Below are 24,835 nucleotides of genomic sequence, written 5' to 3'. Positions count from 1 at the left end.
GAGGACCGATGAACCCCGGCTACGCCGTACCCGCCGTCGCCCTCGTCGTCGTGGCGACCGTCCTCGTGGGCGCCTTCGGCCTGCGGATGTCCCGGACCACCTCCGACTTCTACGTCGCCTCCCGTACCGTCGGCCCCCGCCTCAACGCCGCCGCCGTCAGCGGCGAGTACCTCTCCGCCGCCTCCTTCCTCGGCATCGCCGGGCTGCTCCTCGCCCAGGGACCCGACATGCTCTGGTACCCGGTCGGTTACACCGCCGGCTACCTCGTCCTGCTGCTCTTCGTCGCCGCCCCGCTGCGCCGCTCGGGTGCCTACACCCTCCCCGACTTCGCCGAGGCCCGCCTCGCCTCCCGGCCGGTACGGCGGCTCGCCGGCACCTTCGTCGTCGGCGTCGGCTGGCTGTACCTGCTGCCCCAGCTCCAGGGCGCCGGACTGACCCTGACGGTCCTGACCGGCGCGCCGGACTGGCTCGGCGGAGTGACCGTCGCCGCCGTGGTGACCGCGGTCGTTGCCGCGGGCGGCATGCGCAGCATCACCTTCGTCCAGGCCTTCCAGTACTGGCTCAAGCTCACCGCCCTGCTCGTCCCGGCCCTCTTCCTGGTCGCCGCCTGGCACTCTGACGGGTCCCCACGGCACGCCTTCGAGGAACCGGCCGCCTTCCGCGACCACCGCACCGTCCGGGTCGGCGACCGCCTGGACCTGAGGCTGGACCGCCCGCTCACCGTCACCGTCGACGGCACCGTGGACGGACGCCCCCACCAGGGCACCCGGCTCACCCTGTCCGCCGGAACCCACCGCATCGAGCACGGCACCCGGCTCATGTTCGACCCGGGCACCCCCGTCCCCTCCGCCCACCGCGCCCCCGGCGACGCCCTCACCCCCTCGCACGCCGAGAGCCGCGGCGAACGCCCGCTGTACGCCACCTACGGGCTGATCCTCGCCACCTTCCTCGGCACCATGGGCCTGCCCCATGTCGTCGTCCGCTTCTACACCAGCCCGCACGGCGTCGCCGCCCGCCGCACCACGGTCGCCGTCCTCGCCCTGATCGGCGCCTTCTACCTGCTCCCGCCCGTCTACGGCGCCCTCGGACGCCTCTACGCCCCCGAACTGACCCTCACCGGCGACGCCGACGCCGCCGTCCTGCTGCTGCCGGGCCGGATGATCGGCGGCGTCGGCGGCGACCTGCTCGGCGCGCTGGTGGCCGGGGGCGCCTTCGCGGCGTTCCTGTCCACGGCCTCCGGGCTCACCCTGGCCGTGGCCGGTGTCCTCACCCAGGACGTCCTGCCCTCCCGCGGCGTCCGGCACTTCCGCCTCGGCACCCTGATCGCCATGGCCGTGCCGCTCGCGGCGAGCGCCCTCGTCGGTGGGCTGCCGGTGGCCGACGCCGTCGGCCTCGCCTTCGCGGTGTCCGCCTCCTCGTTCTGCCCGCTGCTCGTCCTCGGCATCTGGTGGCGCGGGCTCACCCCGCCCGGCGCTGCGTCCGGCATGCTGGTCGGCGGCGGATCGGCGTTCGCGGCGGTCGCCGCGACCATGGCCGGCTTCCCCGGCACCGGCACGGCGCACGCCCTGCTCGCCTGGCCGGCGCTCTGGTCGGTCCCCCTGGGTTTCCTCACCATGATGCTGGTGTCCCTCGCCACCCCGGGCCGTGTCCCGGCGGGCACCGCGGCCGTCCTGGCCCGTTTCCACCTGCCGGAGGAACTGCACACGGAGGTGACGACCGGGTGAGCGGCTTCCTCGCCGGACTGCTGATCGCGGCGCTGCCCCTGCTCGCCGCCGGGTTCTGGCTCGGCCGGCGCACCGGCCGTCCCGCCGGACTCGGCGGACTGGGCACGCCGGTGGAGCACGCCACCTTCCAGACCCTGCACACCGCCTCCCTCGCCGCGCCGCCGCTGCGGGCCGGCCTGACCGAGGAGACCGCCCGCAGGTCGGCCCGCCGCCTGCGCTCACTCCTCGGCACGGACGCCCTCTGCCTGGCCGACGACCGGCAGATGCTCGTCTGGGACGGGGCGGGCGCCCACCACCGCGCGGAGGTCATGGAACGGCTGGCGGGCCCCCTGGAGACCGGCCGCGGCGAGGCGTTCCCGCTGGGCTGCCACACCCCCGACTGCCCGGTGCGCTGGGCGGTGGTGGCCCCGCTCACCGTCGACGACCGCGTGCACGGCGCCCTGGTCGCCTGCGCGCCCCGCGAATCCGCGGTACTGGTCCGGGCCGCGGGCGAGGTGGCCCGCTGGGTCTCCGTCCAACTGGAGCTCGCCGACCTGGACGCCTCCCGCACCCGTCTGATCGAGGCCGAGATCAGGGCGTTGCGGGCCCAGATCTCCCCGCACTTCATCTTCAACTCCCTCGCGGTGATCGCGTCGTTCGTCCGCACCGACCCCGAGCGCGCCCGTGAACTCCTGTTGGAGTTCGCGGACTTCACCCGCTACTCGTTCCGCCGGCACGGCGACTTCACCACCCTCGCCGACGAGCTCCACGCCATCGACCACTATCTGGCGCTGGTCCGGGCCCGCTTCGGGGACCGGCTGTCGGTCACCCTGCAGATCGCCCCCGAGGTGCTGCCCGTCGCCCTGCCCTTCCTCTGCCTCCAGCCGCTCGTCGAGAACGCGGTGAAGCACGGCCTGGAAGGCCGCACGGACGACTGCCACATCCGGATCACCGCGCAGGATGCCGGCGCCGAGGCCCTCGTCGTCATCGAGGACGACGGCACCGGCATGGACCCCGCGCTGTTGCGCCGCATCCTCGCCGGAGAGGTCAGCCCGTCCGGCGGCATCGGCCTGTCCAACGTCGACGACCGGCTGCGCCAGGTGTACGGCGACGACCACGGCCTCGTCATCGAGACCGCCCCCGGCGCGGGCATGAAGATCACCGCCAGGGTGCCGAAGTACCAGCCGGGCGTGCACTCCGCCGGCCGTCCCACCGGGACGTGAGCCGGGTCAGGCGTTGCGCGTGGCTATCATCCCCAGGGTGATCAGCCCCAGCACGATCCAGCCGAACCACAGCCAGCCGTTGCTGCCCAGGGCCACCGTGTAGGCCGTCACGACGACGAGCCCTCCGATGGTGAGCGCTCCCATGGTCTTGGTGGAACCGGGCGTGGGTCCGGGCATCGCGACACCCTCCTCATGGCTCGTCTCCCTCCATGGTGCCCCCGTTCCGCCTCCGCACGGTGCAGACGGCATAACGCGTTCCCGACTTCCACGGGCCCTCGCTGGTCCAGGACCCCGACCCGTAGACGGAAGGGTCGAATCCGTAGTCGGCCGGCGGCACGTCCCGCGCACACGCTGCGTCGGACGCGGTACGGGCCCGCCTGAACGTCACCGCATCGCCCATCCGGGTGAACCCGAGCACCATCTCGTCGTGCGCGCCCGCGCAGGACACCAGCCGGGCGCCCCGGCCGGACCGGGTCTCCAGACAGTCCCGCCGCTGCATCGTCTCGACCTCGGTGAACGCGGAGCCCAGCCTGCGGTGCCTGTCCAGGGGGCCGTAGACCGGCCCGTGGGCGCCCAGCAGCAGACACGCGGTCCGCCGCCCGGAGGCCTCGAAGCCCTCGGAGGTGGGCAGGACGGCGACACTGCGCACATCCGCCAGCCTCTCCCGGACCTGCCGGGTCCGTTCCTCGCACTGCTGCGGCCCCAGCCTGCGCGCCTCCGCGGCCGACACGGCGGTGACGAACGCCATCACCTGCCCGTCGGGCGCCTTGTCCCGGCAGGTGGGGTCCAGTGCCAGCCGGGGCGTCCCGGCGAACCGTGCCCGGCCGCTCCAGTCGGCCAGCACGCAGTCGCCGTCCCGCAGCGGCCCGGCGAGCCCCACGACGTCGCCGTACGGCCTGGCCGGTCCGCCGGGCGACTGGTGTGTCAGGGCGTACCGGACGCCGCCCAGCGCGAGCACCGAGCCGAGCAGACCGGCCAGGACTGCCCGCCGGACCCGGACCCGGACCCGTGCGGGGCGAGGCCCGGACCCCTGCGGGGGCGGCGGCCCGGACGGCGGCCCGGAGGCCGACGGGGGTGGCGGCCCGGGCGCCGGCCCGGGCGGGGGAGGAGGCCGGGGCACGCTCCAGTGCGGCAGCGAGCCGGGTTCTGTCGCCGTCCGGGCGTACGGATCCGGCCGCGGTGCCACGATCAGTGCCAGCGCGGCCTCCGCATCCGCCGCGCCGATCCGCTGCGCCGGGTCCTTGGCGAGGAACGCGGCCAGGACCGGGCCCAGCGCACCGGCCCGCACCGTCGGGCGCGGATCCTGGGTGACGACCGCCGTGATCTCCGCCAGGTGCGACGCGCGCTCGAACGGCCCGCAGCCCTCGACGCCGTAGTACAGCGTGCAGCCCAGTGAGAACAGGTCCGCGGCGGGCGTGGGCGGCCCGCCGGTGGCCCGTTCGGGCGCCAGGTAACCGGCCGTGCCGACGAGTACCGAGCTCATGGTGTAGCGGGTCTCCCCGGCGTCGGGTTGCAGGGAGATGCCGTAGTCGGCGAGGAGGACCCGGCCGTGGGGCGAGCCGGTGCGTTCGGGCGCGAGCAGGATGTTCGCCGGTTTCACGTCCCGGTGCAGCACGCCCCGCTCGTGCCCCGCGGCCAGCGCGTCCAGCACGGCCAGTCCGACGCGCGCGCACTCGGCCGGGGAGAGCGGCCCGCGCCGGGCGACCAGCTCACGCAGGTCGACGGCACCGGGGACGTACTCCATGACGATCCACGGCAGCCCCTCGTGCTCCAGGACGTCGTGCACGGTCACCACGTGCGGGTGGCCGCGCAACCCCGCCGCGTGCCGGGCCTCCGCGCGGGCCCGCGCGACGCGCTCCTCCCGCTCGGTCCCCGCCTCGTCCGGGTCCCGGAAGGCGATCTCCTTCAGCGCGACGTCGCAGGCCAGTCTCCGGTCGTGGGCGAGCCAGACATGACCCATCCCGCCACTGCCGAGCCGGTCCAGCAGCAGGTACCGGCCGGCGACGAGCCGGCCCACTCCCGATGGCGGTGATCCTGAGGGCATCCGGTGACCTCCGGTGTCTGCGGCGGCCCTACGGCCGAGGGGCGGGACCCGCGGATACGGCCGCCCTCGCGGCGCCGGTGGCGTCCGGAGACGGCTTCGCGGGGCCGGAGCCGGACCCCGGCGTCGATCCGGTGCGCCCCGGACCGCTGCCGCCGCGCGGCGGGGCGGAGCCCGTCCCGCGCGGCGGGTCGTCGGTGACCGTCCGCTCCGGCGGCCGGTCGGGGGAGGACGGACCCGGAGCCGGCGGCTCGCCGGTCGGCGGCCGCGCCGTGAAGGTCGGCAGCGGCGCCGTGAAGGTCGGCGGCGGGCCGGGGGAGGGAGCGGACGACCTGGACGGGGCCGTGGGCGGAGCGGGTGACGGGGACGGGGAGTCCGACGACGGGGCAGGACCCGGCGACCCCTCCGACGGCGGCCCGCTCCCCGGTCCTGGTGAGCCCGGACCGCCCGTGTCCGGGTCCGGTGGTCCGGGGCTGCCCGTGTCCGGTTCGGAGGGCCGCGGACCGGCCGGGGGAGGGGAGACGGCGGTGTCGTCCGGCCGTGCCACGTTCAGGGTGACGTACTCCCCGAACCGCAGGGCGGTCCCCGCCGGGGGACGGGACCCCGTGACCCGCGCGGAGTCGGGCGGCGGTTCACGGCCGGTCCAGGCGACGGCCAGCCCCGCCCGGGTCAGGCTCCGGCCGGCCTGGCTGAACGTGGCCCCGGTCACGTCCGGCACGGCATGAGGCTGCTGCGTGTCGAACGCCGCGTCGTCCCCGCCCGTCGACCCCACCGGCCGTTCGATGCCGCGGTCCGGATCGTCGACGTCGACGAGGGCCAGTCGCTCGAGCCGCCGGGGTGCCGGCCGCACGGCGACCACCGAGGAGGGATCGTAGTCCCGCCATTTCCTGTTGCCGTCCGTGAAACGGACGGATATCCGTCCGGTGTCACCGTTGAAGGGGCGCAGCGGATTTCCGCACGAACACTTCACGGCCGGAAGTCCCTGCCGGTCGACGAGCACGGCGATTCCGGCCTGCAGCAGGGAGTCGAAGGGGACGGCCCTTTCCTGCTTGTAGTCGTGATTCCGCACGAGAGTGTCGTGGCGGAGGAGGACGGGAGTGAGCCGGTCCAGATATTCCGAGATCTCGTCCGTTCGAATTCCCAGGACCGCTGCCCACACCTGCGCCTTGCGGCGCTGGGCGGGGTCGGTGAGGAACCGTTCGAGCCTGTCGACGTCACAGACGGTGGGCTGCCTGCTGCCGCCGTAGAGACCTGGTGTGTCACCCTGCTGCAGGGTGCCGCCGGGGGCGGGGCGCGCCCGCACGCCGGCGTCCCGGCCCAGCCCGTCGTTCTCGTCGAAGAAAGGCGCGAGCGAGGGCACCCCGGAGGCCACGGCTCTCACCACGGACACGCGACTGGCCCGGTCGCACCCGCTCAGCGCCAGAATGCAGACCAATATCAAGGTCCGGATCGCACGCAATGTCATGACCGCTCCCCCCGGCGGTTACCGCATTGCGCGTCATGCTACTGAATGGAAAAGCCTTTCACTGCCCGCGCGCGTTCAATGAGGCCAAATAGGCATTGTACGCCTGGAGTTCCTTGTCGCCGTCGCGGTCGGCGGCCCGATCCGAACGCCGGGCCTGCCGCTGTTCGGAGCGGTACCACTGGAACAGCAGGGCGAGCAGCACCAGCACCGAGGGCACCTCGCTGAACGCCCAGGCGATGCCGCCGGCCGCGTTCTGGTCGGCGAGCGCGTCGATGCCGAGCGAGGCGGAGGGGTTGTCGAAGGTCTCGACCATCACCGTCGACGCCATCATCAGCGCGATCCCGAAGAACGCGTGGAACGGCATGCCCGCGAACAGCTCCAGCATCCGCATGAGGTGGCCCGGCCGGTGCGGACCGGGGTCGACGCCGATGATCGGCCAGAAGAACACCACGCCGACGGCGAGGAAGTGCACCATCATCGCGATGTGCCCGGCGCGCGAGCCCATCAGCAGGTCGAACAGCGGGGTGAAGTACAGCCCGTACAGGCTGGCGATGAACATCGGGATCGTGAACAGCGGGTGTGTGATGACGCGCATGTAGCGGCTGTGCAGCAGCGCCAGCAGCAGCTCGCGCGGCCCCCTCCGTCCACGCCCGGCCACCGGCAGGGCACGCAGCGCCAGCGTCACCGGGGCGCCGAGCAGGACCAGGATGGGGGAGAGCATGCTGATCACCATGTGCTGCACCATGTGCACGCTGAACATGACCATCCCGTAGTCGTTCAGCCTGGTGCACATCGTCAGCCAGACGGTGAGCACACCGATGACGTAGGACACGGTCCGCCCCACGGGCCAGCTGTCCCCGCGCCGCCTCAGCCGCACGACGCCCCAGCCGTAGAGGGCCAGTCCGAGGAGGCAGGCCACCAGGAAGAACGGGTCCGCCGAGAAGCCCAGAGCCCGCCCGAGCGTGAACGGAGGCAGATCCATGGTCATGCCGTGCCCGCTGTGGTCCATCCGCCGGCTCCTGATTCGTGGGGGGTTGTGCTGTGTGTCCGGACCAAGACTAGAACCGCCCCCGGTCACGCTCGTGACCGGGGGCGGGTGCGATCGGCCCGGGGCGCGGGGCGGACGCGGCCGGACACGCGCCCACCCGGCGACCGGGCGGGCGTCCTGGGTGAGGGGCGGCTACAGCACGCACTCCGCTTCCGCGTACCGCTCCGTGGGAACGGTCTTCAGCGTCTCCACGGCCTGGGCCAGGGACACCATCGCGATGTCCGTGCCGCGCAGCGCCGTCATCATCCCGAACTCCCCGCGGTGCGCGGCCTCCACGGCGTGCCAGCCGAACCGCGTCGCGAGCACCCGGTCGTACGCCGTGGGCGTCCCGCCCCGCTGCACGTGCCCGAGGATGACCGGTCGCGCCTCTTTGCCGAGCCGCTGCTCCAGCTCCACGGCGAGCTGGCGGGCGACCCCCGCGAACCGCTCGTGTCCGTAGATGTCCTTGCCGCCCTCGTCGAAGGCCATGGTGCCGGGCTTCGGCTTGGCCCCCTCCGCCGCGACGACGATGGCGAACCGCTTGCCCGCCTCGAACCGCTCGCCCACCTTGCGGGTCAACTCGTCGATGTCGAAGGGCCGTTCCGGTACGACGACGGCGTGGGCGCCGGCCGCCGTGCCCGAATGCAGCGCTATCCAGCCGGTGTGGCGTCCCATGACCTCCACGATCAGCACGCGCTGGTGGGATTCGGCGGTGGTCTTCAGCCGGTCCAGGGCCTCGGTGGCGACGCCCACGGCCGTGTCGAAGCCGAAGGTGACGTCGGTGACGGCGATGTCGTTGTCGATGGTCTTCGGCACGCCGACGATCGGCAGGCCGTTGTCGGAGAGCAGCCGGGCCGCCTTCAGCGTGCCCTCACCGCCGATCGGGATGATCGCGTCCAGCCCGAGTTCCGCGACGTGGCCCCGCGCCCGTTCCACGCCGTCCCGCAGGTGCTCCGGGCGGACCCGGGAGGATCCGAGGATGGTGCCGCCGCGGGCGAGGATGCCACCCACCGCGTCCAGGTCGAGCTTGAGGTAGTCGCATTCCAGGAGGCCTTTCCAGCCGTCACGGAAGCCGATGACCTCGTCGCCGTGGTCGACGACGGCGCGGTGCACGACGGACCGGATGACGGCGTTCAGGCCGGGGCAGTCGCCGCCGGACGTGAGGACACCAATGCGCATAGCCCGAAAAACCTTCTCCACAGGGGGCCGGGACCGGACCGCGCTGTCCGGCTCGATCCCCGCCACCCTAGCGGCAACGGGTGGGGGTGCCGAACCATGCGTCCGCCTGCTGGACCAGGCCGCTCACCTGTGCGGATGCATCATCAGACGGGCCGCGCGGATCCTTTGGCCCGACCGCGTGCGGGGCGGCGGGGCGGATGCGGCTGTGGGGGAGGAGGGGACCCGGACGGGCGCCGCGGTGACCGGGGCGGCCCACCGGCCGTCTCGTGGGCCGGCCGGCCCTCCGGCCACCGCACCGGTCCGCGTCAGGCGGGCTGCTGCGCGGACGCGATGCGCTCGCTGCGCAGCGCCTCGTACCAGCGGTCGTCGGTCGGAGGCAGCGCGTTCACGTCGAGGGCCAGCTTCAGCAGAAGGTCCGCGACGAGCGGGTTGCGGGCGAGAACCGGCCCGTGCATGTACGTGCCGAAGACGGTGCCGTTGTACGCGCCTTCGGTGCCGTCGCCGGTGCCGTTGCCGTTGCCCAGGCGCACCTGGGCGAAGGCGCGCGCGGTCGGGCCGAGGTGGGTGACGCCCTGGTGGTTCTCGAAGCCCGTCAGCTGCGGCAGGCCGAGCTGCGGGTCGATGTCCCCGAGGACGTCGCCGACGCACCGGTCGCCCTCGCCGCGCACGGAGACCACGTCGAGCAGGCCGAGGCCGGGCTCGCGCTGGCCGAGGTCGTTGATGAACTCGTGGCCGAGGATCTGGTAGCCGGCGCAGACGGAGAACACGATGGCGCCGTTGTCCACCGCCCGCTGCAGACCGCCGTCGCGGCGCAGCCGCTCCGCCGCGAGGCGCTGCGGACGGTCCTCGCCACCCCCGACGAGGTAGATGTCGCCGGAGGTCGGGATCGGCTGGTCGCTGCGCACGTCGAGCCGGGCCACGTCCAGGCCGCGCTGGCGCGCCCGGCGCTCCACGACGAGGACGTTGCCCTGGTCACCGTAGGTGCTGAGCAGGTCGGGGTAGACCCACACGACCCGCAGGCTGTTGTCGCTCACGAAAGTCCCCTGGTGTCTCAGTTGCCGACCCGGCGGCGCAGGTCCTGGAAGGCGGTGTAGTTGGCGATCACCTCGACGCGTCCCGGCGGGCACATCTCCACGGCCTGGTCGAGGTTGTCGCAGACCTGGAAGTGCTGGTTGGCGACTTCCAGGCGGACAGCGAGGTCGAGCTTTCGGTCACCGATGACGAAGATCGGGTGGCCGGTCAGGCGGGTGTAGTCGACGTCCCACAGCCAGGAGGTGTCGGTGCCGTCGGCGCCGCGCGCGTTGACCGACAGCACGACCGGGGCGGGCGGCGGATCGATCAGCGAGAACGTCTCCAGCCAGCCGGCGGGGTTCTTCGCGAGCAGCAGCCTGAGGTCGCGGTTGTGGAACTGCACCACGTCGTAGCGGCCGGCGACGGCCTGCACCTGGTACATGCGCTCCAGCGCGACCTGCGGAGGCACCCCGAAGACGGCGGCGACGGCCGCGGAGCTGGCGGCGTTGGCCTTGTTGGCGCGGCCGGGCAGCTGCAGGTGGATCGGCCAGGCGGAGCCGTGCGGGTCGAGGACGTGGTCGCCGTTGAGCACCCAGCTCGGGGCCGGCCGGCGGAAACCGCAGTCGCCGCAGAACCAGTCCTCGCCGGGCCGCTGCATCACGCCGCCGCACGACGGGCAGGACCAGGCGTCGTCCTTCCACATCTGCCCCGCGGCGACCCAGATCACATTGGGGGAGGAGGACGCGGCCCAGACCACCAGCGGGTCGTCGCAGTTGGCGACGATCACTGCCTTGGAGCCCGAGAGCCCCTCACGCCAGTTCTCCGCGAGCATACGGGTCTCGGCGGCACGGTCCAGCTGGTCGCGGGAGAGGTTGAGCAGGGCGATGCACTTGGGCTCGGTGTCCCGGGCGACCCCGGCGAGGTACTTCTCGTCGACCTCGATGACCGCGAACTTCGCCTCGGTGCCGCCCGCGAGCGCCGAGGTGATGCCGGCGGGCATGTTGGCGCCGAGGGCGTTGGAGACGACCTGGCCCGCGGCGCGCAGCGCCTCGGCGATCAGCCGCGTGGTGGTGGTCTTGCCGTTGGTCGCCGACACCAGGACGACGTCCAGGTGCTGGGCGAGTTTGGCGAGCAGGTCGGGATCGAGCCTGAGCGCCACCCGGCCCCCGATCACCGAACCGCTGCCGCGTCCCGCGGCGCGCGATGCCGCAGCGACCGCCTTGCCCGCGGTCACGGCCAGCTTGGCCCGCGGCGTGAGCGGGTCCGAGTTGCCTGCCATCAGTTCTCGATCCTCCTTGCGTACGCGCCGCGCCTGAAGCCTGACGGCCACGTGGTGTGGACCTCAGCCTATCGAGATCCCTTCGCACTCCTGAACCTCGGTCCACGTGCGGCGGGCGTGGACCCAAGGCACCGTACCCTTGCCGCCATGCGACACGGCTCGATCCCGGGCGCCCACGGGCGCGTCCGGCCCCTCACCCTGCTCGGCGACCCGATTCTGCACCAGCCCTGCGACGAGGTCACCGCCTTCGGCCCGGAACTGGCGGCGCTGGTCGAGGACTTGTTCGCCACGATGTACGCGGCGCGTGGCGTGGGACTGGCGGCGAACCAGGTCGGCGAACCCCTGCGGGTGTTCGTGTACGACTGCCCGGACGACGACGATGTCCGGCATCTCGGCCATGTGGTGAATCCGCGGCTGGTCGAGGCCGACGGCGTGGCGGTGAGGGGACCCGAGGGCTGTCTGTCGCTGCCGGGGCTGGAGGCGGGGACGGAGCGTTACGACCACGCCGTGGTCGAGGGGCGCACGGTGGCCGGGGAGCCGGTCACCGTGCACGGGACGGGTTTCTTCGCCAGGTGCCTGCAGCACGAGACCGACCACCTGGAGGGCAGGGTCTACGCGGACCGGCTCGCCGGGCTGCGCCGCCGCAGGCTGATCCGGCGGATCGGCCGGGCCTCCTGGCACCGGGCGGGCACGCCGGGCTGACCTGCCGCCCCGCGTGCGGGAGCGGGGCCCGGTCAGAACCCCGGGCCGCCCACCCTGTCACCGGCCGCGGCGAGCCGGCCCCACAGCAGGTCGGCCAGACTCCGCACCAACTCGGCGCGCGAGCAGGGTCGTTCACCGAGCCACCAGTCCCCGGCGGCGTGCATCATGCCGACGATGCCGTGCCCCCACACCCGGGCGAGCCGCTGGCCCTCCGGGCCGAGATCGAGACGTTCCTCGATGACGGTGGCCAGTTCCTCGCCCATCCTGCGGAGCAGCGGCGCCGAGTGTCTACCGACGTCGAAGCCCTGTTCCCCGCTCTGGCCGGCTTCCGCCGGATGCATCAGGAAGCGGTAGACCTGGGGGCGGGCCTCGATGGCCGCAAGATAGGTGTCGAGGGTGGACTCGACGCGCTCCCGGCGGTCCGCGGGGGCGTCCAGTGCCGCCCGCAGCGAGTCGAGCAGTGCGTCCGTGTGCCGTTGGGCCAGTGCCGCGTACAGGCCGCCCTTGTCCCCGAAGTGCCGGTAGAGGATCGGCTTGGTGATGCCGGCCTCCGCTGCGATGGCGTTCATCGAGGCCTGCGGTCCGTCGCGCAGCACCACCCGGTCGGCGGCCTCCAGCAGTTGGCGCCGTCGGCGATCGGCGGACCGCTGCTGCTCGGTCCGCTGCGTGGTGTCCATGTGCTCTCCCCACCCGTGCTGTTTCGGTGACGCCTGCGCAAACTAACACTGACGGCCCTGTCCGGCTCGAACGGGTTGCCGACGAGTCGTCAGGAGTTGACATTGCCTACCGACCAGTAACACACTCTTGTTACCGCAAGTAACATGCAGGCGCGCCGCTGGAGGGGACATGGCCGGGTTCACCATGGAGCTCAACGACGAACAGAGGGAGGTCCGGGACTGGCTGCACGGCTTCGCCGCCGACGTGATCCGCCCCGCCGCCGCCGAATGGGACGAGCGTGAGGAGACTCCCTGGCCGGTCATCCAGGAGGCCGCCAAGGTCGGCATCTACTCGCTCGACTTCTACGCCCAGCAGTACTTCGACCCCACCGGTCTGGGCATCCCCATGGTCACGGAGGAGCTGTTCTGGGGCGACGCGGGCATCGCCCTCTCCATCGTCGGCACCGGCCTCGCCGCCGTCGGCGTGCTCGCCAACGGCACCGAGGAGCAGATCGGCACCTGGATCCCCCAGATGTACGGCGACGTCGACGACGTCAAGGTCGCCGCGTTCTGCTCCTCCGAGCCCGACGCCGGCTCCGACGTCGCCTCGATGCGCACACGTGCGGTGTACGACCAGGCCAAGGACGAGTGGGTGATCAACGGCACGAAGACCTGGGCGACCAACGGCGGCATCGCCAACGTCCACGTCGTCGTCGCCGTCGTCGACCCGGAGCTCGGCTCCAAGGGGCATGCCTCCTTCCTCGTCCCGCCGAACACTCCCGGCCTGTCCCAGGGGCAGAAGTTCAAGAAGCACGGCATCCGCGCCTCGCACACCGCCGAGGTCGTCCTCGACGACGTCCGCGTACCCGGATCCTGCCTGCTCGGCGGCAAGGAGAAGCTGGACGAGCGGCTGGCGCGGGCCCGGGAGAGGGCGAAGGCGTCCGCGGGGGAGCGGGTGAAGAACGCCGCGATGGCGACGTTCGAGGCCTCGCGGCCCGCCGTGGGGGCCATGGCCGTCGGCACCGCCCGCGCCGCCTACGAGGTCGCCCTCGACTACGCCGGGACCCGCCGGCAGTTCGGCCGCCCGATCATCGACAACCAGGGCGTCGCCTTCCAGCTCGCCGACATGCGCACCCGGATCGACGCGGCCCGCCTGCTGGTCTGGCGCGCCTCCTGGATGGCGGTCAACGGCAGGCCGTTCACCGCGGCCGAGGGGTCGATGTCCAAGCTGTTCGCGAGCGAGACGGCGAAGGCGGTCACCGCCCAGGCGATCCAGATCCTGGGCGGCAACGGCTACACCCGGGAGTACCCGGTGGAGCGCATGCACCGGGACGCGGCGATCTACACCATCTTCGAGGGCACGAGCGAGATCCAGCGCCTGGTGATCGCGCGGACCCTGTCCGGGATGCCGATCCGCTAGCGACGCGACCGGCGGCGCGGTGGGCCGCCGCCCTTGCACGGCCCGGCCGGTGCCCGCGCGCGGAACCTCCCGTGCCGCGGCGGGGCGAGCCGGATCCGGGCGAGTGGGGGCGTCGGTCCTGCGGGGAGGGGCGGCAACGCCGGCCGGGTGGGGGCGTCGGTGACCCCCTACGGCGTTCCGCTGCTGTGCGCGATGCAGGCCACGTCGATACGGTCGGCCAGCTTGGCCAGTTCGATGGTCAGGGCCGCGACGGTGTCCTCGTCGAGCTCCTCCTCGCCGTTCTCCACCAGCCGAAGCCAACGCCCGCCCAGTGTGCGCAGCAGCTTGCTCACGTCGGAGGCGGCCACCTGCAGGGCCCCGCGGTCATCGACGATCAGAGGCAGAGTCACTTCGCGGTTCACACCCGCGATCGTAGCCGCGGAGCGCTCACGCACCGTGCCAAACCGTGGTGATGTTGCAGAACTCCCGGATTCCGTGCCCGGACAGCTCACGCCCGTACCCCGACCTCTTGACCCCGCCGAACGGGAACGCCGGATGGGAGGCGGTCATCCCGTTGACGAACACGCTGCCCGCCTCCATGTCCCGCACGAAACGGTCCACATCGGCCTCCTGGCGCGTCCACACGTTGGAACTCAGCCCGAAGGGCGAGTCGTTGGCGATCAGCACCGCCTCGTCCACGTCGCCCGCACGGTAGAGGGTGGCGGCGGGCCCGAAGGCCTCCTCGCGATGGATGCGCATCTCGCGGGTGACGCCGGCCAGCACGGTCGGCGGGTAGTACCAGCCGGGCAGTTCGGGCCGGCGGATCCGGTGTCCGCCGCACAGCGCGGTCGCGCCGCTTCTCAGGGCGTCGTCGACCAGCTCCTCCAGGTCGTCCCGCCCCCGCTCGCTCGCCAGCGGGCCGACGTCGGTCTCCTCGTCCATCGGGTCGCCGACCCTGAGCGCCTTCATGCCGGTGACGAACCGTTCGGTGAAGGCGTCGTACACGTCGGTGTGCACGATGAACCGCTTCGCGGCGATGCACGACTGGCCGTTGTTCTGCACGCGGGCCGTCACGGCGACCTGCGCGGCCCGGTCGAGGTCGGCCGAGGGCAGTACGACGAACGGGTCGCTGCCGCCGAGCTCCAGCACCGTCTTCTTGATCATTTCCCCGGAGGCGGCGGCGACGGCCCGGCCGGCGGGCTCGCTGCCGGTCAGGGTGGCGGCCTTCACACGGTCGTCGCGCAGGATCTCGTCGACCTGTGCGGAACCGATCAGCAGGGTCTGGAAACAGCCCTCGGGGCAGCCCGCCCGGTGGAACAGGTCCTCCAGGTACAGCGCGGTCCGGGGCACGTTCGAGGCGTGCTTGAGCAGACCGACGTTGCCGGCCATCAGCGCGGGCGCGGCGAAGCGGATCACCTGCCACAGCGGGAAGTTCCACGGCATCACGGCCAGCACCGGGCCCAGGGGGCGGTAGCGGACGCGGACCCGAAGGGCGCCGGATTCCCGGACGTCGGACTCCGCGGGCTCCTCGTCGGCGAGGAGCGCCTCGGCGTGGTCGGCGTACCAGCGCATCGCCCTGGCGCACTTGGCGACCTCGGCCCGCGCCTGCCGGATGGGCTTGCCCATCTCGGTGGTCAGCATCCGGGCGGCGTCCTGCACGTCCTCGTCGAGGAGGTCCGCGGCCCGGTGGAGCAGACCGGCGCGTTCGGCGAAGGTGCTGGTCCGGTAGGTGCGGAAGGTGGCCTCGGCGAGCCGGAGCCGGCGTTCGAGTTCCTCCTCGCCCATGGCCTCGTACGTCCTGAGCGTCTCGCCGTTCGCCGGATTCACCGTCGCGATGGGCATGACCGACCTCCCTGGGAGCGGGCTGTGCTTCGACCTTCGCGCGCCGCGCGGGCCACCGCAACGCGTGGACGTCCTGTCAGGGCGAGTGCTCCGCCAAGCGGTCGAGAAACGCCGCCTGGGCGCTGACGATCACCGTGCGCGCCCGGTCCAGGCCGAACCAGGCGACCCGGTCCAGCTCGGGGAACTCCCGCAGCCGCCCCGATCGCGGCGGCCACTCCATCCGGAAGGTGCCGGGCACGACCGCCGCAGGGTCCAGGTCGGCCTCCATCGCCCAGGCCGTGACCAGCTTGCCGTTCCTCTGCCGCACCTCGCCGAGCGCGACGGCGGTGCCGTCGGGCGGCTCCAGGCCGAGTTCCTCCCGGAACTCCCGTCGGGCCGCGTCCCAGGGCGTCTCCCCGTCCTCGTACTCGCCCTTCGGGATCGTCCAGGCCCCGGCGTCGCGGCGGGCGAAGAACGGGCCGCCCATGTGGCCGAGGAGCACGTCGAGGCCGTCCCCCGTGCGCCGGAACAGCAGCAGTCCCGCACTCCGCCGCGGTGTCGTCACGGCCGTACCTCCGGGTGGGCGGCGAGCAGCCCGGCGACCGTGTCGGCGTCCTCGGGCCGCTTGTCCTCCCGGTAGCGGACCACGCGGGCGAAACGGAGGGTGACGCCGGCCGGGTATCGGGTGGAGCGCTGCAGCCCGTCGTAGGCGATCTCGACGACCAGCTCGGGGCGCACGGTGACCACACGGCCGTCGTCCTCGACGGCGAGCCGCCCCAGGCGCTCGGTCTGCCAGGCCAGCATCGCGTCGGTCATGCCCTTGAACGTCTTGCCGAGCATGGCGAAGCCTTCGTCGGCGGTGCGGGCGCCCAGATGGAGGTTGGACAGCCGGCCCGTGCGGCGGCCGTGGCCCCACTCGGCGGCCAGGACCACCAGGTCGAGGGTGTGGACGGGTTTGACCTTCAGCCAGGCCGCGCCGCGCCGTCCCGCGCTGTAGGGGGCGTCCAGCGCCTTGACGACGACGCCCTCGTGCCCACGGGCCAGGGCCTCGGCGAGGAACCGTTCCGCCTCGGTGGTGTCCCCGGTGCCCGAGGCCACCGTGCGGCGCACCCGCATCGGCTCCGGTACCAGCCGCGCCAGCGTCGCGTGCCGTTCGGCGAGGGGCAGGTCCAGCAGGTCCCGCCCGCCGGCCGACAGCACGTCGAAGAAGACCGGGGCCACGGGCACCTCCGCGGCCGCCCGCGCCACGTCCACCCGGGAGCCGACCCGGCCCGCCGTCTCCTGGAAGGAACGGGGCCTGCCGTCCGCGTCGAAGGAGACCACCTCGCCGTCCAGGACGAACCGCTCGCCGGCCAGCCCCAGAGCGGCGGCGCAGACCTCCGGCAGCCGGTCGGTGATGTCGTCCAGGGTGCGGGTGTGGATCCGCACCGTGTCCCCGTCCCGGTGGACCTGCACCCGGATGCCGTCCAGCTTCTCCTCCACCGCGCAGGCGCCCAGCTTCTCCACCGCCTCGGCGACCGAGGAGGCGCTGTGCGCCAGCATCGGCAGCACCGGGCGGCCGACGGTCAGCCGGAATCCCTCCAGCGCCTCGGGCCCGTCGGCGAGCAGCGACCGCGCCACCGTCTGGAGCGAACCGGCCAGCATCACGGCGCGGCGGACCGCCGCCGGGTCCGCACCGGTCGCCCGGGCCAGCCCCTCCACGGCGACGGCGTCCAGGGCGCCCTGCCGCACCTCGCCCGTGAGCAGGCCGAGCAGGAAGCGCTGCTCGCTCGCGGTGGCCGCGCCCATCAGCTCGCCGACGATCCGGGACCGCTCCGCCTGGGACCCGGGCCCCGACACCTTGTCCAGCTCGGTGAGGCGCGCGTCGACCTCACGGACCGTGAGGGAGGGTGCGGTGGCCGGGGGGACCGGGCGGCCGAGAACCTTCCAGCCGACCCCGAGCCGTCCCTGCGGCAGCCGCCCGGCCAGATACGGGATCACGATGGGCACGTCGTCGGCCTCCGCGTCCCCGAACAACTCGGCGAGCAGGGCCGTCTTGCGGGAGCGCGCGGCGGTCGCGGCGACCTCCCCGGAGACCTCGGCGAGCCGGTGCAGCAGCATGCAGCCATGGTGCAACGCCGTGGCCCGGGGCACACCCGGGCCACGCGGGCGGGTCGGGGTGCGCCCCGGGCCGCCTCTGCCGTGTCGACGCCTGTGCCGCTTCCGGGCGAGGGCCGGCCTCCGCTCAGCCCTGCTGGGCCGGCTCGGCCTGTACGACCGCGTCCAGGTCGGTGAACAGCAGCTCCCCGTTGATCGCCGCGCCCGCCCGGTAGCCGCGGCTCGCCGCGTTGACCACCTGTTCGGTGAAGCCGGTCGCGTTGCCCGCCGCCCAGAGCCCCGGCACGCTCGTCAGGCCCCGTTCGTCGACCACCGGGTACGCGCCGGACGGGGTGTCCCGCATCTCGGCTCCCAGGCTCTCCAGCAGGCCCGTGTGCGGGACGGCGCGCGGCGCCGTGAACACGACCTCGCGCCGGTGCACCGTCCCGTCGGCCAGCCGCACCCCGGTCAGGCGATCGTCCTCGGTCACGATCCCGGCCACCTCGCCCGGTACGACCGTCACTCCGGCCACCGCCAGGCGCCGCCGGTCCTCGTCGGCGAGTTCCTGCTCGGCGACCGTGTGCAGGAACAGCGTCACGTCCTTGGACCACTGGGTGACCATCAGTGCCTGGTGCGCGCTCAGGGGGCTCGTCGCGAGCACCCCGAACGCCTGGTCACGCACCTCCCAACCGTGGCAGTAGGGGCAGTGGAGGACGTCCCGCCCGAACCGCTCGGCGACGCCGGGAACGGCGGGCAGCTCGTCCGTGAGCCCGGTCGCCACCACCACGTGCCGCGATCGGGCCGACCGGCCGCCCGCCAGGGTCACGGTGAAGACCGTGCCCCCGTCGGACCGGCTCACCTCCACCGCGCGGTCGCGGAGCAGTTCCACGCCGTAGCGGGCGACCTCCTCGCGCCCCACGGCCAGGAACTGCGCGGGAGGCATCCCGTCCCGCGACAGAAAGCCCTGCATGTGTGCCGCGGGCGCGTTGCGCGGCTCGCCCGCGTCGATGACCAGGGTGCGGCGCCGCGCCCGACCCAGGACGAGTGCGGCGGACAGCCCGGCTGCTCCGCCTCCCACGATGATCACCTCGTACCGGCCGGCCCCGGGCTGCGCGTCGGTCGTGTCTCGGGCCATTGCCGTGTCGTGGGTTCCAGCCATGCGGTGCGCTCCCGTCGTGCGGTGTGGTTCGGCCGCGTCGCGCGGTTCGTCCGCGGGGTGCGGTCGTGTCGTGCGGTGTGTCTCGTTCTCGCGGTGCGTTCCGGTCGGGCCGTGCGGTGCGCCCGAGCCGTCGGGCCCGGTCGGGCCGTCTGCCTCCGCCATGCTGACCACCTCCTCCGGAGAGGCTCGCCCGGACGCCGCGGGATTGACAAACGATGTTGCCGAACCTGCAATACGCCCATGACCACGGACGAGGTACTCGCGGGCGTCGGCCCCAGACTGCGGCGGATACGCAAGGAGCGGGAGGTGACGCTGGCGGCGCTGTCCGCGGCGACCGGCATCTCCGTCAGCACCCTGTCGCGGCTGGAGTCCGGTCTGCGCAGGCCGGGCCTGGAACTGCTGCTGCCGATCGCCCGGGCCCACGGCCTCCCGCTGGACGAACTGGTCGGCGCGCCCGCCGCGGGGGACCCGAGGGTGCGGGCCGAGCCGATCCGGCGGGGCGGGCGGACGGTGTTCCCGCTGACCCGGCAGCCGGGCGGGCTCCAGGCCTACAAGATGGTCGAACCGCGGCGCAGGGCGGAGCCCGACCCGCGCACCCACGAGGGGTACGAGTGGCTGTACGTGCTGTCCGGGAAGTTGCGGCTGGTGCTCGGTGAGCACGACGTGGTGCTCACCGCCGGGGAGGCCGCGGAGTTCGACACCCGGGTGCCGCACTGGTTCGGTTCGACCGGTGAGGGGCCCGTGGAGTTCCTCAGCCTGTTCGGGCCGCAGGGGGAGCGGATGCACGTCCGCGCGCGGCCGGCGCGCACGTGACCCACGCGACTGTTCCCTGATGGGCAAGCGACTGCTTAGTATGCCGTGAACCCGTCGGACGAAGCAGTCGCGTGGAGGCACCGCATGCAGGCATGGCAAGTGCACGTGAACGGCGAGCCGGGCGAGGTGATGCGACTCGAGGACGTCGAGCGGCCCACGCCCGGTGACGGCCAGGTCCTGCTCAAGGTGCGCGCCGCCAACATCAACTTCCCGGACGCGCTGCTGTGCCGGGGCCAGTACCAGGTCCGGCCCCCGCTGCCGTTCACGCCCGGTGTGGAGATCTGCGGTGAGACCGAGGACGGGCGCCGCGTGATCGCCAATCCGGCCCTGCCCCACGGCGGTTTCGCCGAGTACGCCGTCGCCGACGCCGCCGCCCTCCTGCCGGCGCCCGGGACGCTGGACGACGCCGAGGCCGCCGCCCTGCACATCGGCTACCAGACGGGCTGGTTCGGCCTGCACCGCCGGGCCCACCTGGAAGCCGGCGAGACCCTGCTGGTCCACGCCGCCGCCGGAGGGGTCGGCAGCGCGGCCGTGCAACTGGGCAAGGCGGCCGGCGCGACCGTCATCGGCGTCGTCGGCGGCGCCGAGAAGGCCACCGTCGCCCGGGAACTCGGCTGCGACGTCGTGATCGACCGCCGCAGCGAGGATGTCGTCGCCGCGGTGAAGGACGCCACCGCGGGCCGGGGCGCGGACGTCGTCTACGACCCGGTCGGCGGCTCGGCCTACGCCCAGTCCGCCAAGGTCGTCGCCTTCGAGGGCCGGATCGTCGTCGTCGGCTTCGCCAGCGGTACCATCCCCAGCCCGGCCCTGAACCACGCCCTGGTCAAGAACTACTCGATCCTCGGCCTCCACTGGGGCCTGTACAACACCAAGAACCCGAAGCTGATCGTGCACTGCCACGAACAGCTCACCGAGCTGGCCGCCCGGGGCGCCGTCAGGCCGCTGGTGAGCGAGCGCGTGCCGCTGGACGCCGCGGCGAGCGCCGTGCAGCGCGTCGCGGACGGCGTGACGACCGGCCGGGTGGCCGTCGTCCCGGAGAAGGGAGCCGCGGCATGACCGACGCCGAGGAACTACGCAGCCGGACCAGGGAGTTCCTGGCCGCCCACCCGCCCGCCGCCACCGGCCGCCTGGACTTCCTGCGCGCCCGGTTCGATGCGGGACTGGCCTGGGTGCACTTCCCCGAGGGGCTCGGCGGACTGGGGGCCTCACGCACCCTCCAGGCCGTCGTGGACGCCGAACTCCAGGCCGCGGGCGCCCCCGGCAACGACCCGCGGCGCATCGGCATCGGCCTCGGCATGGCCGCGCCGACCATCCTGCGCTACGGCACCGAGGAGCAGAAGCGCCGCTACCTCAGGCCCCTGTGGACCGGGGAGGAGGTCTGGTGCCAGCTCTTCAGCGAGCCCGGTGCCGGCTCCGACCTGGCCGCGCTGGGCACGCGCGCCGTGCGCGAGGGCGACACCTGGGTGGTCAACGGGCAGAAGGTGTGGACGTCCAGCGCCCACCTGGCGCGCTGGGCCATCCTCATCGCCCGCACCGACCCGGACGTGCCCAAGCACCGGGGCATCACCTACTTCGTCTGTGACATGACCGACCCGGGCGTCGAGGTCCGCCCGCTGAGGCAGATCACCGGCGAGGCCGAGTTCAACGAGGTCTTCCTCACCGACGTCCGCATCCCCGACGACCGCCGTCTCGGCGAGACCGGCGACGGCTGGCGCGTCGCGCAGACGACCCTGATGAACGAGCGCGTCTCCATCGGCGGCATGCGCGTCCCCCGCGAGGGCGGCATGATCGGCCCGGTCTCCGCCACCTGGCGGGAGCGTCCCGAACTGCGCACCCACGACCTGCACCAGCAACTGCTGAAGCTCTGGGTGGAGGCCGAGGTCGTCCGCCTCACCGGCGAAAGACTGCGCCAGCAACTCGCCGTCGGCCAGCCCGGCCCCGAGGGCTCCGGCATGAAGCTCGCCTTCGCCCGCCTCAACCAGGAGATCAGCGGCCTGGAGGTGGAACTCCTCGGCGAGGAGGGCCTGCTGTACGACGACTGGACCATGCGCCGCCCGGAGCTGGTCGACTTCACCGGCCGCGAGGCCGGCTACCGCTACCTGCGCTCCAAGGGCAACAGCATCGAGGGCGGGACCAGCGAGGTCCTGCTGAACATCGTCGCCGAACGCGTCCTCGGCCTGCCCGCCGAACCGCGCACCGACAAGGACGTCGCCTGGAAGGACCTGGCCCGATGAGCACCCAGCCCGACCTGCTGTACACGGAGGAGGAAGAGGCGCTGCGCGCCGCCGTGCGGGACCTGCTCGCGGACCACTGCGACGCGGCCGGGCTGATCGCCCGTACGGAGTCGGACGCGCCGCACGACGGCGCGGCCTGGAAGGCGCTCACGGAAGGCATGGGCCTGGCGGGCCTGCTGATCCCCGAGGAACTGGACGGCCAGGGTGCCACGCACCGGGAGGCCGCCGTCGTCCTGGAGGAACTGGGCCGGTGGGCCGCGCCCGTGCCGTTCCTGACGAGTGCCGTGGTGGCCACCGAGGCGCTGCTGGAGTGCGGAGCGGACGACCTGCTGTCCCCGATGGCGACCGGGACCGCCGTAGGCGCGCTCTGTGTCTCCCTGCACACGGCTCCCGGTGCCTCCTTCCCGACGGTGCGGACCGAGGACGGCGCGCTGCACGGGGAGCTGACCGGCATCGCGGACGCGGCCTTCGCCGACCTGCTGCTCGTCCCCGCGGACGACGGCGGGCTGTACGCGCTGTCCGCCGGCAGCGCGACCGTCGTCCCCCAGACGTCGCTGGACCTGACCCGTCCGGTGGCCCGGGTGGTCCTGGACGGTGCCACGGGCGCGCGCCGCCTCGGCGACGCCGCACCGGCCGTACGCCGCGCCCTGCGCGCAGGCGCCGGCCTGCTCGCCTCCGAGCAACTCGGTCTCGCCGACTGGGCGCTGACCGAGACGGTCGGCTATCTGAAGGAGCGCAAGCAGTTCAACCGGCCCGTCGGAGGCTTCCAGGCCCTCAAGCACCGGCTCGCCGAGCTGTGGCTGGAGGTCGCCGGTCTCCGTGCCGCCGCCCGCAACGCCGCCGACGCCCTGACGACCGGGGACGACACCGACGTGGCGGTGGCGGTCGCCCAGGCCTACGCCGGCCCGGTTGCCGTCCGCGCCCTGGAGGAGGCGCTGCAACTGCACGGCGGCATCGGTATGACCTGGGAGCACCCGGTCCACCTCCATCTGAAGCGCGCCAAGGCCGACTCGATCGCGTACGGCACCGCGGGCGCCCATCGCGGGGCGCTGGCCGAACTGGTCGACCTCCGCGCCCCCTGACGTCCGTCCGGTGACGTCTGCGAGGGGCCCGTCCGGCGACTCCGGGCGGGCCTTCTCGTGCCGCGTGCGGGAGCCGGAGGAGCGGGGGAGCCGGATGGGCGGGGTTCGGTGCGGGATGCGGGGCGCGCCGCCCGCCCCGTCGGCACCAAGTCGGTTCCGCGCACCGGCCGGTCCGCGGGGACACCACACGTTCGGGGGACAAGTCAGCCGCCCGGACGAACCCTTCGCTACGCCACACTTGCGGCCGGACGCCGTGAACCGGACGTGCCGGCGTGGCGGAGGAGGTTGACGATGGCCGTGTCCATCTCTGTGGTGGTGCTGCTCCTGATTCTGGCGGTGGTCTTCCTGCGCAACGGGGGACTGAAGTTCTCCCACGCGCTGGTCTGCCTGCTGCTCGGCTTCTACCTGGCGAGCAGCAGCATCGCGCCCACCATCCACAGCGGTCTCACGGCCACTGCGGACATCGTCTCCAGCCTGCGGCCCTGACCCGGTGACCGGGTCGCCCGCACGGCGGGCCGGTGGTGGGCCGCCGGACCGTTCGTCGGCCGGGCGGTCCCGCGGCGGGCGGGGGCGGGGACGCCCGCCGGCCGGCAGGTTCCCGGCGGCCCGCACGGTGGCTGCCGCGAGGGGCCCGGGTCACCCGGCGGTGAAGACGCCGATGCCGTTCGGGACCGCCCGCTCGGTGCCCCCGGAGGGATGATTGCGGACGGAGACCGCCGTCGCGCCCGGCTCGCGGGCGACGAGCGTGGAGGACCCTCCGCCGTCCAGGCCGAAGCCGTCCTGCGCACCCAGGCCGCGCAGGGCGTTGGCGACCTCGGCGATCGTCAGTCCGGCGCGGTACGCGGGCGCACCGTCCAGGGCGAGCAGCAGCACGCGCCATCCGCCGTCGGCGATGCCGACGGCCGTCCGCACCGCGGCCGTCCGATCGTCCAGACCAGCCAGCGGCTCGCCGCCGGCCAGCAGCGGACAGCCCCCGAGCGCGAAACCGTACGGCAGCGGGGAGTCCGTGGCCACCAGCCGGTGCCGTACCGTCACCTGCTCGCCCTCGGACAGCTTCCGCAACTGCTGTGCACCCGCCTCCCGGCCCACGAGCACGGTGGTGTCCGAAGGGATGGCGCCGCTTCCGGGGGCGCCGGCCGCGGCGACCACACGGCCGTCCTGCACGGTCACCTCGTAGGTGTCGGTGCTGCACGGCGCGGCCCGGTCGGTGTCCGTACCGCACACGGCACGTGCCCGGGAGACCTCACCCCAGTCCGAGGTGAAGGCGCCGATGGAGCCGAACGGCAGCGCGTACTGGTTCAGCCCGCCCAGCGGCAGCAGACCCTCGGGCGTGCCGACGGTGCCGTCGAGGGTGAGGCCGCCCATCCGGGCCCGCCCGTCCGCGCCGACACCGACCACGTCCTCGGTCCCGGTTCCCGGCGGCAGCGCGGGGCCGAACCGCTGCCCGTCCGGCACCGCGGCCTTCAGCTCCCTGCCGTCCGCGATCGCCGGGCCCACACTCGCGCCGGTCGGCGCCACGCCCGGATGCTGCGTCTCCGTGATGTCGAAGAAGTCCCCGTTGACCCCCGCCACGGCACCCTGGGCGTCGGCCAGACGGGAGACGGGGGCGCGTGCGGCCACCGACCCGGGGTACAGCAGGCCGAGGCGTACCCGCGGGTCGCGCAGATCCACGCTCAGCACATGGGCGTGGGCCACGCCCGCGGCGCCCGTGATGTCGAACTGCCCGTACTCCACGCCCGGTGCGACGGCGACGGCCCCGGGCAGCGCACTGGCCGGTGCCGCCCCCGCCGGGGCCGCACCGGCCAGTGCGCCGAGCGCCATGAGGATCGTCAGCGCGGATCTGCAGGCGCCGGACGCCGCGCCCGCGCCGAACCGACTTTGACGTAGCGTCATCGTTGCCCCTGAGGTGTCGTCACATGACCCGGGTCTCAGGGGAAGTGCAGCAGAACACGATGCGTGGCGCGG

23 protein-coding genes are annotated in these 24,835 nt (G+C 73.5%); 9 read left to right on the top strand and 14 right to left on the bottom strand.

The genetic code is table 11. The annotated features are described in order from the left end of the window. Positions 1-8: 8 nt before the first annotated feature. Complete coding sequence (locus I3F54_RS04605) at positions 9-1,724, top strand: cation acetate symporter (protein ID WP_240117274.1); 1,716 nt, start codon at positions 9-11, stop codon at positions 1,722-1,724. Next, positions 1,721-2,926, top strand: a complete 1,206-nt coding sequence (locus tag I3F54_RS04600) for a sensor histidine kinase (protein ID WP_240117273.1) — start codon at positions 1,721-1,723, stop codon at positions 2,924-2,926. Before I3F54_RS04605 ends, I3F54_RS04600 begins: the two co-directional genes overlap by 4 nt. Positions 2,927-2,932: 6 nt before the next feature. On the opposite strand, the gene I3F54_RS04595 is transcribed toward I3F54_RS04600, so the two are convergent. The 7 genes from I3F54_RS04595 to I3F54_RS04565 all read right to left on the bottom strand — a co-directional run bounded on the left by I3F54_RS04595 (position 2,933) and on the right by I3F54_RS04565 (position 10,928). Continuing rightward, positions 2,933-3,103 carry a hypothetical protein gene (locus I3F54_RS04595; RefSeq protein ID WP_240117272.1) on the bottom strand — a complete coding sequence of 57 codons (171 nt, stop codon included), beginning with the start codon at positions 3,101-3,103 and terminating at the stop codon, positions 2,933-2,935. Positions 3,104-3,116: 13 nt separating this feature from the next. Continuing rightward, the gene (locus tag I3F54_RS04590) at positions 3,117-4,970 is read right to left on the bottom strand and encodes a serine/threonine-protein kinase (RefSeq protein WP_240117271.1); all 1,854 of its coding nucleotides are present in this window, start codon (positions 4,968-4,970) and stop codon (positions 3,117-3,119) included. Positions 4,971-4,998: 28 nt separating this feature from the next. Beyond that, entirely contained in the window at positions 4,999-6,339 is a 1,341-nt protein-coding gene (locus tag I3F54_RS04585) for a DUF6777 domain-containing protein (protein ID WP_240117270.1), read from the bottom strand. 151 nt (positions 6,340-6,490) lie between these two features. Then, positions 6,491-7,441 (bottom strand): cytochrome c oxidase assembly protein, encoded by a 951-nt coding sequence (locus I3F54_RS04580; RefSeq protein WP_240117269.1) that lies wholly within the window; start codon positions 7,439-7,441, stop codon positions 6,491-6,493. 171 nt (positions 7,442-7,612) lie between these two features. Continuing rightward, complete coding sequence (locus tag I3F54_RS04575) at positions 7,613-8,638, bottom strand: 6-phosphofructokinase (protein WP_240117268.1); 1,026 nt, start codon at positions 8,636-8,638, stop codon at positions 7,613-7,615. A 305-nt stretch (positions 8,639-8,943) separates the two neighbouring features. Beyond that, on the bottom strand, positions 8,944-9,672 hold the full coding sequence (locus I3F54_RS04570) for a type 1 glutamine amidotransferase (protein ID WP_240117267.1): 729 nt from the start codon (positions 9,670-9,672) through the stop codon (positions 8,944-8,946). Between the two features lie 17 nt (positions 9,673-9,689). Further along, the gene (locus I3F54_RS04565; RefSeq protein ID WP_240117266.1) at positions 9,690-10,928 is read right to left on the bottom strand and encodes a MurT ligase domain-containing protein; all 1,239 of its coding nucleotides are present in this window, start codon (positions 10,926-10,928) and stop codon (positions 9,690-9,692) included. A 147-nt stretch (positions 10,929-11,075) separates the two neighbouring features. Between I3F54_RS04565 and def the strand changes: the two genes are divergently transcribed. Beyond that, positions 11,076-11,630, top strand: a complete 555-nt coding sequence (gene def / locus I3F54_RS04560) for a peptide deformylase (protein ID WP_240117265.1) — start codon at positions 11,076-11,078, stop codon at positions 11,628-11,630. 32 nt (positions 11,631-11,662) lie between these two features. On the opposite strand, the gene I3F54_RS04555 is transcribed toward def, so the two are convergent. Beyond that, positions 11,663-12,307 (bottom strand): TetR family transcriptional regulator, encoded by a 645-nt coding sequence (locus tag I3F54_RS04555; RefSeq protein WP_240117264.1) that lies wholly within the window; start codon positions 12,305-12,307, stop codon positions 11,663-11,665. A 169-nt stretch (positions 12,308-12,476) separates the two neighbouring features. On the opposite strand from I3F54_RS04555, the gene I3F54_RS04550 reads away from it, so the two are divergent. Further along, a complete protein-coding gene (locus tag I3F54_RS04550; RefSeq protein ID WP_240117263.1) occupies positions 12,477-13,706 on the top strand; it encodes an acyl-CoA dehydrogenase family protein in 1,230 nt (409 codons plus the stop codon). A gap of 167 nt (positions 13,707-13,873) precedes the next feature. On the opposite strand, the gene I3F54_RS04545 is transcribed toward I3F54_RS04550, so the two are convergent. From I3F54_RS04545 to I3F54_RS04525, 5 genes are all read right to left on the bottom strand, one after another. Beyond that, the gene (locus tag I3F54_RS04545) at positions 13,874-14,107 is read right to left on the bottom strand and encodes a DUF6213 family protein (protein WP_240117262.1); all 234 of its coding nucleotides are present in this window, start codon (positions 14,105-14,107) and stop codon (positions 13,874-13,876) included. Positions 14,108-14,132: 25 nt separating this feature from the next. Beyond that, positions 14,133-15,527, bottom strand: a complete 1,395-nt coding sequence (locus I3F54_RS04540; protein ID WP_240117261.1) for an NADP-dependent succinic semialdehyde dehydrogenase — start codon at positions 15,525-15,527, stop codon at positions 14,133-14,135. 76 nt (positions 15,528-15,603) lie between these two features. Further along, the gene (locus I3F54_RS04535) at positions 15,604-16,071 is read right to left on the bottom strand and encodes an NUDIX domain-containing protein (RefSeq protein ID WP_240117260.1); all 468 of its coding nucleotides are present in this window, start codon (positions 16,069-16,071) and stop codon (positions 15,604-15,606) included. Continuing rightward, a complete protein-coding gene (locus I3F54_RS04530; RefSeq protein WP_240117259.1) occupies positions 16,068-17,606 on the bottom strand; it encodes an ATP-dependent DNA ligase in 1,539 nt (512 codons plus the stop codon). Before I3F54_RS04530 ends, I3F54_RS04535 begins: the two co-directional genes overlap by 4 nt. 124 nt (positions 17,607-17,730) lie before the next feature. Continuing rightward, positions 17,731-18,717, bottom strand: a complete 987-nt coding sequence (locus I3F54_RS04525) for an NAD(P)/FAD-dependent oxidoreductase (protein ID WP_240117362.1) — start codon at positions 18,715-18,717, stop codon at positions 17,731-17,733. 264 nt (positions 18,718-18,981) lie between these two features. Here I3F54_RS04525 and I3F54_RS04520 point away from each other — a divergent pair, with 264 nt between their 5' ends. From I3F54_RS04520 to I3F54_RS04500, 5 genes are all read left to right on the top strand, one after another. Beyond that, positions 18,982-19,554, top strand: a complete 573-nt coding sequence (locus I3F54_RS04520) for a helix-turn-helix domain-containing protein (protein WP_240117258.1) — start codon at positions 18,982-18,984, stop codon at positions 19,552-19,554. A gap of 84 nt (positions 19,555-19,638) precedes the next feature. After that, positions 19,639-20,610, top strand: a complete 972-nt coding sequence (locus I3F54_RS04515) for an NADPH:quinone oxidoreductase family protein (protein ID WP_240117257.1) — start codon at positions 19,639-19,641, stop codon at positions 20,608-20,610. Continuing rightward, a complete protein-coding gene (locus tag I3F54_RS04510) occupies positions 20,607-21,788 on the top strand; it encodes an acyl-CoA dehydrogenase family protein (RefSeq protein WP_240117256.1) in 1,182 nt (393 codons plus the stop codon). Before I3F54_RS04515 ends, I3F54_RS04510 begins: the two co-directional genes overlap by 4 nt. Further along, positions 21,785-22,870, top strand: coding sequence for an acyl-CoA dehydrogenase family protein (locus tag I3F54_RS04505; RefSeq protein ID WP_240117255.1), 1,086 nt, complete (start codon positions 21,785-21,787; stop codon positions 22,868-22,870). Before I3F54_RS04510 ends, I3F54_RS04505 begins: the two co-directional genes overlap by 4 nt. 291 nt (positions 22,871-23,161) lie before the next feature. Then, positions 23,162-23,356 (top strand): hypothetical protein, encoded by a 195-nt coding sequence (locus I3F54_RS04500; RefSeq protein ID WP_240117254.1) that lies wholly within the window; start codon positions 23,162-23,164, stop codon positions 23,354-23,356. A 150-nt stretch (positions 23,357-23,506) separates the two neighbouring features. On the opposite strand, the gene I3F54_RS04495 is transcribed toward I3F54_RS04500, so the two are convergent. Further along, a complete protein-coding gene (locus tag I3F54_RS04495) occupies positions 23,507-24,763 on the bottom strand; it encodes a phosphodiester glycosidase family protein (protein WP_240117253.1) in 1,257 nt (418 codons plus the stop codon). Positions 24,764-24,835: the final 72 nt, after the last annotated feature.

This window comes from Streptomyces sp. MUM 2J (assembly GCF_022414535.1).
In the GTDB taxonomy this organism is placed as follows: domain Bacteria; phylum Actinomycetota; class Actinomycetes; order Streptomycetales; family Streptomycetaceae; genus Streptomyces.
This window is presented reverse-complemented; position numbering and strand designations above follow the sequence as displayed.

Coding starts and splice junctions, on each gene's coding strand:
- I3F54_RS04605 (WP_240117274.1), top strand. CDS start 9: ATGAACCCCGGCTACGCCGTACCCGCCGTCGCCCTCGTCGTCGTGGCG.
- I3F54_RS04595 (WP_240117272.1), bottom strand. CDS start 3,103: ATGCCCGGACCCACGCCCGGTTCCACCAAGACCATGGGAGCGCTCACC.
- I3F54_RS04590 (WP_240117271.1), bottom strand. CDS start 4,970: ATGCCCTCAGGATCACCGCCATCGGGAGTGGGCCGGCTCGTCGCCGGC.
- I3F54_RS04580 (WP_240117269.1), bottom strand. CDS start 7,441: ATGGACCACAGCGGGCACGGCATGACCATGGATCTGCCTCCGTTCACG.
- I3F54_RS04575 (WP_240117268.1), bottom strand. CDS start 8,638: ATGCGCATTGGTGTCCTCACGTCCGGCGGCGACTGCCCCGGCCTGAAC.
- I3F54_RS04565 (WP_240117266.1), bottom strand. CDS start 10,928: ATGGCAGGCAACTCGGACCCGCTCACGCCGCGGGCCAAGCTGGCCGTG.
- def (WP_240117265.1), top strand. CDS start 11,076: ATGCGACACGGCTCGATCCCGGGCGCCCACGGGCGCGTCCGGCCCCTC.
- I3F54_RS04555 (WP_240117264.1), bottom strand. CDS start 12,307: ATGGACACCACGCAGCGGACCGAGCAGCAGCGGTCCGCCGATCGCCGA.
- I3F54_RS04550 (WP_240117263.1), top strand. CDS start 12,477: ATGGCCGGGTTCACCATGGAGCTCAACGACGAACAGAGGGAGGTCCGG.
- I3F54_RS04540 (WP_240117261.1), bottom strand. CDS start 15,527: ATGCCCATCGCGACGGTGAATCCGGCGAACGGCGAGACGCTCAGGACG.
- I3F54_RS04530 (WP_240117259.1), bottom strand. CDS start 17,606: ATGCTGCTGCACCGGCTCGCCGAGGTCTCCGGGGAGGTCGCCGCGACC.
- I3F54_RS04525 (WP_240117362.1), bottom strand. CDS start 18,717: ATGGCCCGAGACACGACCGACGCGCAGCCCGGGGCCGGCCGGTACGAG.
- I3F54_RS04520 (WP_240117258.1), top strand. CDS start 18,982: ATGACCACGGACGAGGTACTCGCGGGCGTCGGCCCCAGACTGCGGCGG.
- I3F54_RS04515 (WP_240117257.1), top strand. CDS start 19,639: ATGCAGGCATGGCAAGTGCACGTGAACGGCGAGCCGGGCGAGGTGATG.
- I3F54_RS04510 (WP_240117256.1), top strand. CDS start 20,607: ATGACCGACGCCGAGGAACTACGCAGCCGGACCAGGGAGTTCCTGGCC.
- I3F54_RS04505 (WP_240117255.1), top strand. CDS start 21,785: ATGAGCACCCAGCCCGACCTGCTGTACACGGAGGAGGAAGAGGCGCTG.
- I3F54_RS04500 (WP_240117254.1), top strand. CDS start 23,162: ATGGCCGTGTCCATCTCTGTGGTGGTGCTGCTCCTGATTCTGGCGGTG.
- I3F54_RS04495 (WP_240117253.1), bottom strand. CDS start 24,763: ATGACGCTACGTCAAAGTCGGTTCGGCGCGGGCGCGGCGTCCGGCGCC.